Raw genomic sequence first — 13,364 nt, 5'->3', positions numbered from 1 at the left:
GCAGAAAAGTCGTGACTATCGTCACGATGACGTTTTTTGGGCACATAAAAAAACGGCGGCCCTTGCGAGCCGCCGTGGGTAAGAAGCGTGAAAAGTACCTTCAGGCTGCCGGACGAGCCACCAGCGAGCGGGTTTCCTCGCGCGCTTCGGTCAGGGCGACGCGGATCACGTCGCCAAGCTTGAAGCGTTCCTCGCCCTCGACCTGGATGCGGCCTTCCTTGTCGTCGATGACGACCTTGTCGCGGTCACTGTGAATCAGCGGCGCGGGCACGAAGGCAGTGGCGCCGTTGGCGGTCAGGCGCACGCGCATGCCGCCGCGGTTGATGGCCACGACCTCGGCTTCGAAGTCCTGCTGGGCCTGGGCGGCGGGCGTCAGGAAGCGCACGTAGAGCCAGTCCTTCACATCGCGCTCGGCCATGCGGTTGAGGCGCCGGCGCTCGGTGAGCTGCTCGGTGAGGGTGGCGCTGGCTTCGGCCGGCGCCTGCTCGCCCTTGAGCACACGCTTGATCAGGCGATGGTTGACCATGTCGCCGTACTTGCGGATCGGCGAGGTCCAGGTGGCATAGGCCGGCAGCCCCAGGCCGAAGTGCGGTCCCGGCTGCGCGGACATGCTGGTGTAGCCCTGGAAGCGACGCAGGCGGGCGTCCAGCCAGGCGTCGTCGCGGCTTTCCAGCTCGCGCTTGAGTTCGCGATAGCGCGGCAGCTCGGTGAGGGTTTCCCGTTCCACCTCGATCTGCTGGTTGGCCAGAAATTCCAGGGCGGCATCGGCCTTTTCCGGCTCGAAGGCGCGGTGCACGTTGAAGATGCCGTGACCGATGTGGGTCGCCAGCAGGTCGGCGCAGCAGGCGTTGGCGGCGATCATCGACTCCTCGATCATGCGATTGGCGATGCGCCGGCCCTCGATGCGAATATCGAGGACGTTGCCGGCGTCGTCGAGATCGAAGACGTAGTCGGGACGGTCCTTGTGCACCAGGGCGTGTTCGGCCCGCCAGGCCGCGCGGGCCTCGGTCAGCCTGGCCAGCGCCTCGAGCTGCGGTGCCACGGCGGCATCGGGCGCCCACTCGCCCTGGCCCTCGAGCCAGTCCGAGACGTTGTCGTAGACCAGCCGGGCGTGGGAGCGCACGGTGGCGGCGAAGAAGCGATACTCGCCCAAGCTGCCGTCGGCCTCAACGTTCAGCGTGCAGGCCAGCGAGGGGCGATCCGCGCCCTCCTTGAGCGAGCACAGGTCGTCGGCCAGCACCTCGGGCAGCATGGTCACGTTCTGTCCGGGCAGGTAGACGGTGAACGCCCGCGTCTGCGCCTCGAGATCGGCGGCATGGCCCTCGGCGACGTAGGCGGTGGGATCGGCGATCGCCACCGTCAGCCGCCAGCCGCCGTCCTCGCGGGTCTCGACGTGCAGGGCGTCGTCCATGTCGCGGGTCTTTTCCCCGTCGATGGTGAACAGCGGCCAGCCGGTCAGGTCCTCGCGCTGCAGGCCTTCGTCGGCCAGGTCCCAGTCGTCGCCGGCTTCCGGCGAGGCCTGCTCCAGGGCATGGCGGGCCAGCGTCACGCGCCAGGGCACCGCCGGGTTGTCGGCCTTGGCGATCAGCTCGTCGATCTGGCCGAAGAAGCCGCGGTCGTCGGGCTTGAGCGGATGGCGCACCAGGCGGGCCACCACCCAGTCGCCGTCGGCGATGCTGTCCTCGTCGAGGCTGCGCTTGATCCGCGATTTCACCACGTTGTTGATCGACGGATGATCCGGGATCACGGCCAGGCGTCCCTCGCGCTTCTGTACGCGGGCGATGAAGCGCTCCAGCGACGGCTCGATCAGCCGCTCGGGCTCGACCGACTTCTTGTCGCCTTCCTCCTTGAGGATCGCCTCGACGCGATCGCCGTGGAGGACCTGCTTCATGGCGGGCGGCGGCACGAAATAGGAGTCCCCGTCATCGGTCTCGAGGAAGCCGAAGCCACGGTCGGTGGCCTTGATCACGCCTTCGACGCGCGGGGTGTTTTCACGAATCTGTTGCTTGAGCTGCGAAAGCAGCGCGTTGTTCTGCAGCATGGGGAAGTCGGTACGATTGGCGGGGAACGAGGAGCCACTATACGGATTCGGGCCGCCGCCGCCAATCGTTGTCCGGCCGGCGGCGGCCCGGGGCGCGGCTCAGGCCAGGGCCTCGGCCAGCGCGCGGCGGCCGTCGAGCAGGATGTGCTCGCGGCGGCGCTGGGCGCGGTCCTCGGCCAGGTGCAGCAGGGCATGGGCCACGTTGGCGCGCGAGACGCGGTTGTCGCCGGCTTCTTCCAGCGAGGTCGCCAGGCGCTCGGTCGCCGCGTCGTCGGTCAGCCGGCCCGGCTTGAGGATCACGTAGGGCAGCCGGGCGGCCCGCAGGTGGGCGTCGGCGGCATGCTTGGCGGCCATGTAGGGACGCAGCTTCTCGGGGGCGTCCAGCGGGCGTTCGGCGCGCATGGCGCTGATCATCAGGAAGCGTGAAATGCCCAGTTCGACGGCCATGTCGATGGCGCGCACGGCGCCGTTCAGGTCGATCAGCAGGGTCTTGTCGGGCCCGGTGCGGGGTCCCGACCCGGCGGCGAATACCACCTGGTCGCAGCCGTAGAAGGCGTGGCGGATCGGCCCTTCCAGGTCGGCGATCACCGTGTCGATGCCGCGCTCGCGAAACCAGGCCTGCTGATCGCTGTCGCGAATCATCGCCCGCACGGGGTGGCCGGCGGCCCGGGCGAGTTCACAGAACTGCCGGCCAATCTTGCCGTTGGCGCCGATGACCAGTGTCTTCATGTCGACCTCCTGTCGGATGAGCATGGCGACCGGCAGCGGTCGCCGGTGTCTCTTCGACGTGCGGGCGAGAGGGCGGGGAATCAAGGGGCCGGCGCGCCTAGTCGATGGCCGCGTGTCGCGCAGGGTCATGCCGTGTTCGTGCGCAAGGAAGTCCCGGGCGGGATTCTGCCGCAGATTGGTCGAACACCGGTTGCGCCCGACGGACCGTCGATCCGGCCCGTGCTGCGTGCCGGCCGTGCGGCGTCAATGGACGCGCCCGAGACGGCCGTCGGCGTGCTATTTTCCAGAGGACAGGCTCCCCGGGGCCGACAACAATCAAGAGCGGCCATTCCCATGCTGGACGCCAATCACCGTGCCGATGAGGACAATGCCATGACGTCACCCGGCTCGCCCCAGCCGGTGGCCTGGACCCGGGCGTCGATTCAGCGCGAGGTGGATGCGCTGAAGGATCAGCCGGGCGCCATGCTGCCGATACTTCACGCCATTCAGGATCGCTGCGGCTACATTCCCGATGCAGCGGTGCCGATCATCGCCGACGCCCTGCGCCAGACCCGTGCCGAGGTGCACGGGGTCATCAGTTTCTATCATCATTTCCGGACCCACCCGGTGGGCAGCCACGTGATCCAGGTTTGTCGTGCCGAGGCCTGCCAGGCGGTGGGGGCTCGCCAGCTGGAAGCCCATGTCAAGGCGCGACTGGGCGTCGACTACCATCAGACCACCCGCGACAACGCGTTCACGCTCGAGCCGGTGTATTGCCTGGGCAACTGCGCCTGCGGGCCGTCGATTCGCGTGAATGACACCATCCACGGCCGGGTGAGTGCGGCAAGGCTCGACAGGCTGGTGGACGATCTCACCACGACGGTCGTGGAGGTGAAGTGATGACGGTGACCGTTTACGTACCCTGTGACACCACCGCCCTGGCCGTGGGCGCCGATGCCGTCGCCGAGACGATCGAGCGGACGGCGCGCCGGAAGGGGGTGGCATTGACCGTGATCCGCAATGGCTCCCGTGGGCTGTTCTGGCTGGAACCGATGGTCGAGGTGGCGACCGATCAGGGCCGAGTGGCCTACGGCCCGGTCGCGCCGGACGATGTCGAGGCGCTGGTGGAAGCCGGCCTGTTCGAGGGCCGCCAGACGCATCCGCTGGCGCTGGGCCCGACCGAGGCGATCCCCTACCTGAAGCGGCAGCAGCGCCTGACCTTCTCGCGTATCGGCGTGACCGATCCGCTGTCCCTCGAGGATTACCGGGCCCATCAGGGCTTTGCGGGGCTGGCCAGGGCGCTCGAGATGACTCCCCAGGCCATCGTCGACGAGGTCAAGGCCTCCGGCCTGCGCGGCCGCGGCGGGGCGGCATTTCCCACCGGCATCAAGTGGCAGACCGTCCACGACGAACCCGAGGGCCAGAAGTACATCGTCTGCAACGCCGACGAGGGCGACTCCGGCACCTTCGCCGATCGGCTGGTGATGGAGTGCGACCCCTACATGCTCATCGAGGGCATGACCATCGCCGGCCTGGCCGTGGGCGCCACCCGGGGCTACATCTACCTGCGCTCGGAGTATCCCCTCGCTCACCGGATCTTCAACGAGGCGCTCGAGCGTGCCGGAGAGGCGGGCTATCTGGGTGACAACATCCTGGGCAGCGGCCGGCGTTTCGACCTGGAGGTGCGCCTGGGGGCCGGCGCCTACATCTGCGGCGAGGAAACCTCGCTGCTCGACAGCCTCGAGGGCAAGCGCGGCATGGTGCGCGCCAAGCCGCCACTGCCCGCCATCAAGGGGCTGTTCGGGCGGCCCACGGTGGTCAACAACGTGCTCTCGCTGGCTGCCGTGCCGTTCATCCTCGAACGCGGCGCCCAGGCCTATGCCGACTATGGCATGGGCCGGTCCCGCGGGACCGTGGCGCTGCAGCTGGCGGGCAACGTCAAGCGCGGCGGGCTGGTCGAGCTGGCGTTCGGCATCACCTTGCGCGAGCTGATGGAGGACTTCGGCGGCGGTACCCGCAGCGGGCGGCCGCTCAAGGCCGTGCAGGTGGGCGGCCCGCTGGGTGCCTACCTGCCCGAGAGCCAGTGGGACAACGCCATCGATTACGAGGGCTTTGCCGCCTTCGGCGGCGTGGTGGGGCACGGCGGCGTGGTGATGTTCGACGACACCGTGGACATGGGCGATCAGGCCCGCTTCGCCATGGAGTTCTGCAGCGTCGAGTCCTGCGGCAAGTGCACGCCCTGCCGGATCGGCGCGGTGCGCGGCGTGGAGGTGATCGATCGCATCCGCGCCGGCACCGACCGCGACGCCAACCTCGAGCTTCTGTCCGATCTCTGCGACACCATGGTGGACGGCTCGCTGTGCGCCATGGGCGGGATGACGCCCTTCCCGGTGCAGAGCGTCATGCAGCATTTCCCGGACGACCTGCAACCCCGGCCCAGCCTGACCGGAGGAGGCCAGCAATGATCAACTACTTCGATCCGCGCCAGAATGGCATCGCCCCGAAGCGAGATCTGGGGACACCGGCCCGGCGCTCCGAGACGCCCGTCGCCCTGACCATCGACGGCACGGACATCCGCGTGCCGGAGGGCACCTCCGTCATGCGCGCGGCCGCCCTGGCGGGCATCACCATCCCCAGGCTGTGCGCCAGCGACAACCTGGAAGCCTTCGGCTCCTGCCGGTTGTGCGCGGTGGAAATCGAGGGGCGGCGCGGCTACCCGGCCTCCTGTACCACACCGGTGAGCGAGGGCATGGCCGTCACCACGCAGAACGGCAAGCTGGCCAGGTTGCGCCGCAACGTGATGGAGCTCTACATCTCCGATCATCCGCTGGACTGCCTGACCTGCTCGGCCAACGGCGACTGCGAGCTGCAGGACATGGCCGGTGCCGTCGGGCTGCGCGAGGTGCGCTACGGCTTCGAGGGCAGGAACCATCTGGATGCCGAGACCGATACTTCCAACCCCTATTTCAGCTTCGATCCCAGCAAGTGCATCGTCTGCTCGCGCTGCGTGCGGGCCTGCGAGGAGGTGCAGGGCACCTTCGCCCTGACCATCGACGGGCGTGGCTTCGACTCCAGGGTCGCGGCCGGTCAGGACGAGCCCTTCATGGACTCCGAATGCGTCTCCTGCGGCGCCTGTGTCCAGGCGTGTCCCACCGCCACGCTGATGGAGAAGAGCGTCATCGACCAGGGCGTTCCCGAACACAGCGTGGTCACCACCTGCGCCTACTGCGGCGTCGGCTGCTCGTTCAAGGCCGAGATGAAGGGCGACAAGGTGGTGCGCATGGTGCCCTACAAGGGGGGCGACGCCAATCACGGGCACTCCTGCGTGAAGGGGCGTTTCGCCTTCGGCTACGCGACCCACAAGGATCGCATCACCGAACCGATGATCCGCGACTCCATCGACCAGCCGTGGCGCACGGTCTCCTGGGACGAGGCCATCGGCTTCGCCGCGCGGCGTCTCAAGGAAATCCAGGCCCGTCATGGCCGCGAGAGCATCGGCGGCATCACCTCGTCGCGCTGCACCAACGAGGAAACCTATCTGGTGCAGAAGCTGGTGCGTGCCGGTTTCGGCAACAACAACACCGACACCTGCGCCCGCGTCTGTCATTCGCCCACCGGCTATGGCCTCAAGACCACGCTGGGCGAGTCTGCCGGCACCCAGACCTTCGACTCGGTGATGAAGGCGGACACCCTCCTGGTCATCGGCGCCAACCCCACCGACGCCCACCCGGTCTTCGGCTCGCAGATGCGCCGCCGGCTGCGCGAGGGCGCCACGCTGATCGTCGCCGACCCGCGGCGCATCGACCTGCTCAAGACGCCTCACGGCAGCCGGACCCTGCATCTGCCGCTGAAGCCCGGCACCAACGTGGCGTTGATCAACTCGCTGGCCCACGTCGTGATCACCGAGGGGCTGGAGGACACCGACTTCATCGAGACGCGCTGCGAGACCGAGGCCTATCGGGCCTGGCGCGACTTCATCAGCGAGCCGCGCAATTCGCCCGAGGCCCTCGAAGCGGAAACCGGGGTGCCGGCCGCACAGGTTCGCGAGGCCGCGCGCGCCTACGCCACCGTCGGCAACGGCGCCATCTACTACGGCCTGGGCGTGACCGAGCACAGCCAGGGCTCGACCATGGTCATGGGCATCGCCAACCTGGCCATGGCCACCGGCAACCTGGGCCGCGAGGGCGTCGGCGTGAACCCGCTGCGCGGCCAGAACAATGTCCAGGGTTCCTGCGACATGGGCTCCTTCCCCCACGAGCTGCCGGGGTATCAGCACGTGGCCGACATCGACGTGCGCGAGCGCTTCGAGAGCGTGTGGAAGGCGACGCTGGACGACGAACCGGGGCTGCGTATTCCCAACATGTTCGATGCCGCCATCGCCGGTACCTTCAGGGGACTGTACGTGCAGGGCGAGGACATCGCCCAGTCGGACCCCAACACCCGGCACGTGGAAGACGCCCTGACGTCGCTGGACTGCCTGATCGTGCAGGACATCTTCCTCAACGAGACCGCCAAGTACGCCCATGTGCTGCTGCCGGGCTCCACCTTCCTGGAGAAGAACGGCACCTTCACCAACGCCGAGCGTCGCATCAACCGCGTGCGCAAGGTGATGGCGCCGGTGGCCGGCAAGGAAGACTGGGAAGTCACCCAGGATCTGGCCAATGCCCTGGGCTACCCGATGCACTACCGCCATCCGTCCGAGATCATGGACGAGATCGCCCGGCTGACGCCGACCTTCACCGGGGTCAGCTACGACCGGCTGGAGGAACTGGGCAGTATCCAGTGGCCGTGCAACGCCGAGCATCCCGACGGCACGCCGACCATGCACGAAGAGGCGTTCCCCATCGGCAAGGGGCATTTCGCGATCACCGAGTACGTGGCCACCGAGGAGCGCAGCAACCGCCGGTATCCGCTACTGCTGACCACCGGTCGCATCCTCAGCCAGTACAACGTCGGCGCCCAGACGCGGCGCACCGACAACAGCCGCTGGCACGAGGAGGACGTGCTGGAGATCCATCCCAGCGACGCCGAGGTGCGAGGCATCCGTGACGGTGACTGGCTGGGCGTCTCCAGCCGCGTGGGTCAGACGGTGCTGCGCTGCCGGATCAGCGATCGCATGCAGCCGGGCGTGGTCTACACCACCTTCCACCATCCCGGCAGCGGCGCCAATGTGATCACCACCGACAGCTCCGACTGGGCCACCAACTGTCCGGAGTACAAGGTCACCGCGGTGCAGGTGGAAAAGGTGACGCAGCCGTCCGAGTGGCAGCGGCACTTCCGCCAGTTCGACGCGCGTCAGCGCAGCTATCTCGGCCGCTCCGCCGAGGTGTCCGATGTCGTGGCCAAGTGACCCCCCATGGAAATCCTGTCAGCCGGAGAACGCCGATGAGCGATCAGCAGTTGCAGCACCTGATCCATATGGTCAACCAGATCGCCGCCAACCAGCACGGTGACCAGGCGACGGCGGCACAGCGGGTGACCACGCATCTCCAGAAGTTCTGGGCGCGCAGCATGAAGGCCCAGATCATCGACTACCTGGACAGCGACGGTTCGGAACTGTCGCCGGTGGCGCGCGAGGCCGTGGCGGACCTCAAGCGCCTGCGTCAGGCGAACTGAAGACGCGGCGCCGGATTCCGGCGCGGACTTCCGGCAACCGCCTGCCCGGCAGCGTTATCGGGCAGGCGGTCCTGTGCCCGCCCGTGGTTCGCACTCGACCGCGGCAAACGCGCGTTATTCCGATCCGAAGCCTCGTGAAGGCGAGCCGATGCCCGGGCGGGCATCGGCGAGGGGAGACGTGTCGGCGTCAGTGAACGGTGACGACGTGGCAGGGCGCGGCGTGGGACACCTTGTGGGAGACGCTGCCGACCACCAGCCCGCGGATGTCGCTGAGCCCGCGACTGCCCATGACGATCATGTCGGGCTTGGTGCGTTGTGCCTCGTCGAGAATCACCCGGGCCGGGTCGCCCTGACGGACCTTGCCGTCGACATCGGTGATGCCGTGTTCGCGAACGGCCTGGAGGGCGGCCTCGAGCATCTCGTGGCCGGCCTGCTCGACCTCCGCCTCGGAGGCTTCCATGCGTGCCGCGCCGACCCCCCACACCAGCAGGGTGTCATGGGCGAGCTGTTCCGGCACATGCAGCACATGCACCCTGGCCTGGTCGGCCCGGGCAATCTTGCAGGCCATCTCCAGCGCCAGTCTGGCCGCTTCCGAGCCGTCGACGGGTACCAGAATCGTCTTGAGCATGTCATCCCCCGGGTCGTGTCGTGAACGAGACTTTCACCCAGTCTAGCCATGAATGCCGAGGGCGGTGCTTGACCGGGGTCAAGGCGACGGGTGCCGAGGGCAAATCAGCGCGGCGGCGTGGCCGACTCCTCCAGGCGCCTCACCCGCTGCCAGAGCTCGTGGCGCAGGTCGCCCAGCCGCGGATTGTCGGTGTCGTCGAAGGGCAGCGGGCGGGTCAGGCGCATGGCGCGCAGCCCCAGTCGGGCCGACAGCAGGCCGATGCCCAGCCCCTGGCCGGCCCGGGTGGAGAGCTTGCTGGCCAGGTTCATCGAGAATAGCTCCATGCTGGCCTCGCTGGCGATCTCGGTGACGCCGGCGAAGGCCAGGTTGGCCAGTACCTGGCGGAACAGGCGCAGGCGGCTGGCGTAGCCGAGTTCCAGGCCGTAGAGCGTGGTGATGCGCTCGAGCATCGCCAGGTTGCGCCAGGCGACCAGCAGCATGTCGACCAGGGTCATGGGGCTGACGGCCACCATCACTGCCGTGTCGCCGGACATGCGCGAGATCAGGCGACGGGCCTCGCGGTCGCGCGGGGCGAGCAGGTGATGGGCGAGCAGGGTGCGTGTCTCCGCGCCGTCGTGGTGGGGCTGATGGGCGGCGCAGAAGGCCTGCCAGTGCGGGTCGTCACGATCCAGCTGCAGTTGCTCGCGAAGGCGCTCCGCCAGTCGACCGGCCTGGCCGGCCGAGGCCTCGGGCAGGGCGTCAAGCTGCTCGCGCAGTACGGCATGGCGGCGCAGCCGGCGCAGGCGCCACAGCTCGCGGGCCAGGGCCGACCCGCCCAGCCCCAGGGCCAGCAGCAGCAGGGCGCTCCAGGCGCCACTCATCAAATCGCCGCCCAGCGTGGCCTCGTAGAGCGTGCGTCCGGCCTCGGCGGCCCCCAGCGCCAGGCTGCCGCCGAGCAGGGTCAAAAGCCCCCAGCGGCGCTTGCGCGGCCGGGCAAGCGCGGTGTCCAGCCCCGGGGCACGGGGGTCGTCGTCCGCCTCCTCGTGGGCGTGGCTGGTGACATCCAGCGGATAGTGTTCGGCCGGGCGCGGATCGGCCGGGTTCGGCGTGGCATCGTCCAGCGAGAAGCGTTGACGGGGGCGGGGGGAGGTCATGCGAGCTTGTCTCCGATCAGCCAGTCGAGGGCCGCGTCGAGGCGGATGTGGGGCAGGGCATCGCCGCGTGCGTCACGCGGCAGCGGCCGGAAATGGTCGAAGGTGAAGCCCTGGCGCTGCCAGAAGTCGGCCTCGGGAATCTGGGCGGGAACCTCGCCCGGAAACAGCAGGGCTTCCTCGCCGGCCTGGGTGGTGCCGCGCAGGGCCGGGAAGCGCCGGCCCTGGCGCTCCACCTCCCGGGATTGCGTGGCGCGAATCGAGGCCAGCGACAGCGCCTTGACCGGAATGTCCGCGAAGCGCAGGTCCTGGATCGGCTCGGCGAGCAGTGCCTCGAGCAGGGTGACCAGGTTGGTATGTTGCTCCGGGGTCACGTGATCGGCCTTGGTGGCGGCGATGGCCAGGCGGTCGATGCGCGGCGCGAAGAGCCGCGACACCAGGCTGCGCTTGCCGTAATGAAAGCTGCGCATCAGCGTCGCCAGGGCACGGGACAGGTCCTCGAAGCGCTCGGGGCCGGCGTTGAGGGCGCCCAGCACGTCCACCAGCACGATCTGGCGGTCGAAGCGCCGGAAATGCTCGCGATAGAAGGGCTTGACCACATGCTGCTGGTAGTGGGCGAAGCGCCGCGACAGGGTGTGGTAGACGCTGTCCTCGGGCAGTGCCTCCAGGGCCTGACGGTCGGCCTCGCCGATGCCGGGCAGGGGGAAGAACTGCAGTACCGGCGCCCCGGCCAGGTCGCCCGGCAGCAGGAAGCGGCCCGGCTGCAGATCGGCGAAGCCCGCTTCACGAGCGGCCCGCAGGGTAGCGGCATAGCGCTCGGCGATGGCTGCCAGCTCGGCTTCGTCGGCCGCGGCATCGGGTGTCAGGTCGGCGACGGCCTCCAGCCACTCGGCGGCCAGCTCGCGGCGTGCCGGGGTCAGGGCCGCCTGCTGACGCTCGCTCCAGCTGAGGAAGTCGTGCTCGAGCAGCGGCAGGTCGAGCAGCCACTCGCCGGGATAGTCGAACAGATCCAGGGTCAGGGTGGCGCTGTCGGCCGCCACCATGCCGAGCAGGCCGTGACGCCCCGGGCGGTAGCGAATCTGCAGGCGCAGCTCGCTGATGCCGCGGGTCGGGTCGGGCCAGCGCGGCGGCGTCTCGTCGAGCGCCGCCATGGCCTCGTCGTAGGGGAAGCGCGGCACGGCGAGATCCTGCTGGGCGACACGCCGGGCGCCCAGCAGGCGCCCCTCCCGGGCACAGGCCATCAGGTCGAGGCGTGCCTCGAGCCCGGCATGACGCAGCTGGTTCACCAGCGAGGTGAGGAAGGCCGTCTTGCCGGCCCGGGACAGGCCGGTGACCGCCAGGCGCAGCTGACGGTCGCGCCCGCGTTCGAGCAGATTGGTGACTTCGCGTGCCAGGGTCTGGCGCATGATGAACGGGTCCGCCGGAAATTCAGCCCCTAATCTGCGGGCGATTGGCGGGCGTGGCAAGTCATGAGGCCCGGAATGCAACGACCCCGCCGAAGGGGCGGGGTCGTCGAGGGCGTGTCGCGGGCGGGGCGTTCAGGAAACGCCGCCGGCGAACGAGGCGTAGATCGCGATGACCAGCACGATCAGCACGATCCCGGCGGGAACGGCGCCCTTCCACGGCGTCAGGTCGACCTGGCCGCTGTCCTCGTGCACCCACTCGGTCTCGCGCGGCATGAGCTTGCCGATCAGCAGCATGCCGAGCACCAGGATCACGAACACGGCGGCGACGAAGTGATACTGGTTGAGGACATCGAGGATGCCGTTGAACGGCGGCAGGAAGTAGCCGGCGGCGATCACCACGCAGCCGCCGATCAGCGCGATCTTGGCGGCGATCGCGGGCACGCGCCGGGTCAGCAGGCCGACCAGTACCACCGCGAGGATGGGGATGAAGTACAGGGCGTTCATCTTCTGCAGGTAGCCGAACAGGCTCTCCTGCCCGGCAAGCATCGGTGCGATGGTCATCGAGGCGAAGGCCATCACCCAGCCGAAGATCTTGCCCGAGTTGACGACCTGCTCCTCGGTGGCGTTCTTGTTGATCACCGCCTTGTACAGCCCCAGGCTGAACAGGGTGGTGGTGCTGTTGAGCGCCGAGTTGAACGAGGAGAGGATGGCGCCGACCATCACCGCGGCGAAGAAGCCGGTCAGGTAGGGGGGCAGCACGTTGAACACCAGATGCCCGTAGGCCTGGTCGGCGCGGATGCCGTCACCCGCGTAGAGGTTGTAGGCGATGATCCCCGGGACCACCAGGTAGAGCGGGCCGAGCAGCTTGAGCAGACCGGTGAGCAGCACGCCCTTCTGGCCTTCGGCCAGGGTCTTGGCGGCAAAGGTCCGCTGGATGATCTGCTGGTTGGTGGTCCAGTAGAACAGGTTGATCAAAAAGACCCCGGTGAACAGGGTGGCGAAAGGCACCTGCTGGTCGGCACCGCCGATCGAGTTGAGCTTGTCGGGGCTCTGCTGCTTGAGCGCTTCCCAGCCGGCCGCCACGCCGTGGCCGTCGCCGACGGCCTGCAGGCCGAAGTAGACCACCACGAAGCCGCCGATCAGCAGGCCGATGCCGTTGAGGGTGTCGGAGACCGCCACGGTACGCAGACCGCCGAACAGCGCGTAGATCGAGCCGATCAGGCCGACCACCCAGACGGTGCCCCACAGCAGCGTGGTGCTGGACTCGATGCCGGTCAGCCCGGGCAAGTCGAGCATGCCCTGCAGGCCCACGGCGCCGGAGTAGAGAATGATCGGCAGCAGGATCACCGCATAGGCGAGCAGGAAGATGATGTTGCAGATCAGCTGGGTGCCGGCGTCGAAGCGGATCTCCAGCAGCTGCGGCACGGTGGCGATGCCGCTGCGCAGGAAGCGCGGCAGGAAGAACAGGGCCAGGGCCACCAGGGCCACCACCGCGACCACCTCCCAGGCCATCACGCTCAGGCCGTCGGTGAAGGCGCTGCCGTTCAGGCCCACCATCTGCTCGGTGGAGAGGTTGGTCATCAGCAGCGAGCCGGCGATCAGCGGGAAGGTCAGGCTGCGGCCGGCGAGAAAGTAGCCTCGGGTACTGTGATGGTCATCGCGGCGAGTGATGCGCCAGGTGATGAAGGCCACCAGTCCCGTGAAGAAGAGGAACGAGATCAGGGTCAGGGCGTGCATAGGGGGTCGAGAATCCTTGAGTGGCTTGTCGATGCAGCCGGGTGGCTGTATCGGCTTGAGCAGGCTCCGCTGCGTCTCACGGCGAGGCGAAAGTATAT

The 13,364-nt window shown here is 68.4% G+C and carries 10 protein-coding genes; 4 read left to right on the top strand and 6 right to left on the bottom strand.

What is annotated here, in order from left to right; all coding sequences use genetic code 11:
• Window positions 1-100: 100 nt before the first annotated feature.
• Together KGQ91_RS15865 and KGQ91_RS15860 are read right to left on the bottom strand one after the other, a co-directional pair.
• A complete protein-coding gene (locus KGQ91_RS15865; protein ID WP_224421484.1) occupies window positions 101-2,041 on the bottom strand; it encodes an exoribonuclease II in 1,941 nt (646 codons plus the stop codon).
• Window positions 2,042-2,140: 99 nt separating this feature from the next.
• Complete coding sequence (locus KGQ91_RS15860; protein WP_224414371.1) at window positions 2,141-2,770, bottom strand: SDR family oxidoreductase; 630 nt, start codon at window positions 2,768-2,770, stop codon at window positions 2,141-2,143.
• 372 nt (window positions 2,771-3,142) lie between these two features.
• Here KGQ91_RS15860 and KGQ91_RS15855 point away from each other — a divergent pair, with 372 nt between their 5' ends.
• From KGQ91_RS15855 to KGQ91_RS15840, 4 genes are read left to right on the top strand one after another with little or no spacing between them, the layout of a single operon-like run.
• Window positions 3,143-3,649: a formate dehydrogenase subunit gamma gene (locus KGQ91_RS15855; RefSeq protein ID WP_224421536.1), complete on the top strand. Its 507-nt coding sequence runs from the start codon at window positions 3,143-3,145 to the stop codon at window positions 3,647-3,649.
• Window positions 3,649-5,214, top strand: a complete 1,566-nt coding sequence (locus tag KGQ91_RS15850; protein WP_224421483.1) for a formate dehydrogenase beta subunit — start codon at window positions 3,649-3,651, stop codon at window positions 5,212-5,214. The genes KGQ91_RS15855 and KGQ91_RS15850 overlap by 1 nt, the downstream gene beginning before the upstream one ends.
• Window positions 5,211-8,099: a formate dehydrogenase subunit alpha gene (fdhF, locus tag KGQ91_RS15845; RefSeq protein ID WP_224421482.1), complete on the top strand. Its 2,889-nt coding sequence runs from the start codon at window positions 5,211-5,213 to the stop codon at window positions 8,097-8,099. Before KGQ91_RS15850 ends, fdhF begins: the two co-directional genes overlap by 4 nt.
• Window positions 8,100-8,134: 35 nt before the next feature.
• Window positions 8,135-8,365: a formate dehydrogenase subunit delta gene (locus KGQ91_RS15840; protein WP_224421481.1), complete on the top strand. Its 231-nt coding sequence runs from the start codon at window positions 8,135-8,137 to the stop codon at window positions 8,363-8,365.
• A 187-nt stretch (window positions 8,366-8,552) separates the two neighbouring features.
• On the opposite strand, the gene KGQ91_RS15835 is transcribed toward KGQ91_RS15840, so the two are convergent.
• The 4 genes from KGQ91_RS15835 to KGQ91_RS15820 form a co-directional block, all read right to left on the bottom strand.
• Window positions 8,553-8,993: a universal stress protein gene (locus tag KGQ91_RS15835; protein ID WP_163648399.1), complete on the bottom strand. Its 441-nt coding sequence runs from the start codon at window positions 8,991-8,993 to the stop codon at window positions 8,553-8,555.
• A gap of 104 nt (window positions 8,994-9,097) precedes the next feature.
• Window positions 9,098-10,126: a TIGR01620 family protein gene (locus tag KGQ91_RS15830; protein ID WP_224421480.1), complete on the bottom strand. Its 1,029-nt coding sequence runs from the start codon at window positions 10,124-10,126 to the stop codon at window positions 9,098-9,100.
• Window positions 10,123-11,529, bottom strand: a complete 1,407-nt coding sequence (locus tag KGQ91_RS15825; RefSeq protein WP_224421479.1) for a YcjX family GTP-binding protein — start codon at window positions 11,527-11,529, stop codon at window positions 10,123-10,125. Before KGQ91_RS15825 ends, KGQ91_RS15830 begins: the two co-directional genes overlap by 4 nt.
• Window positions 11,530-11,661: 132 nt before the next feature.
• Complete coding sequence (locus KGQ91_RS15820; RefSeq protein ID WP_163648402.1) at window positions 11,662-13,266, bottom strand: solute:sodium symporter family transporter; 1,605 nt, start codon at window positions 13,264-13,266, stop codon at window positions 11,662-11,664.
• Window positions 13,267-13,364 lie beyond the last annotated feature (98 nt).

Source organism: Modicisalibacter tunisiensis, from assembly GCF_020148005.1.
Classification (GTDB): domain Bacteria; phylum Pseudomonadota; class Gammaproteobacteria; order Pseudomonadales; family Halomonadaceae; genus Modicisalibacter; species Modicisalibacter tunisiensis.
Note: the sequence above shows the minus strand (reverse complement) of the source record. Positions and strands in the feature narration are given on the sequence as shown.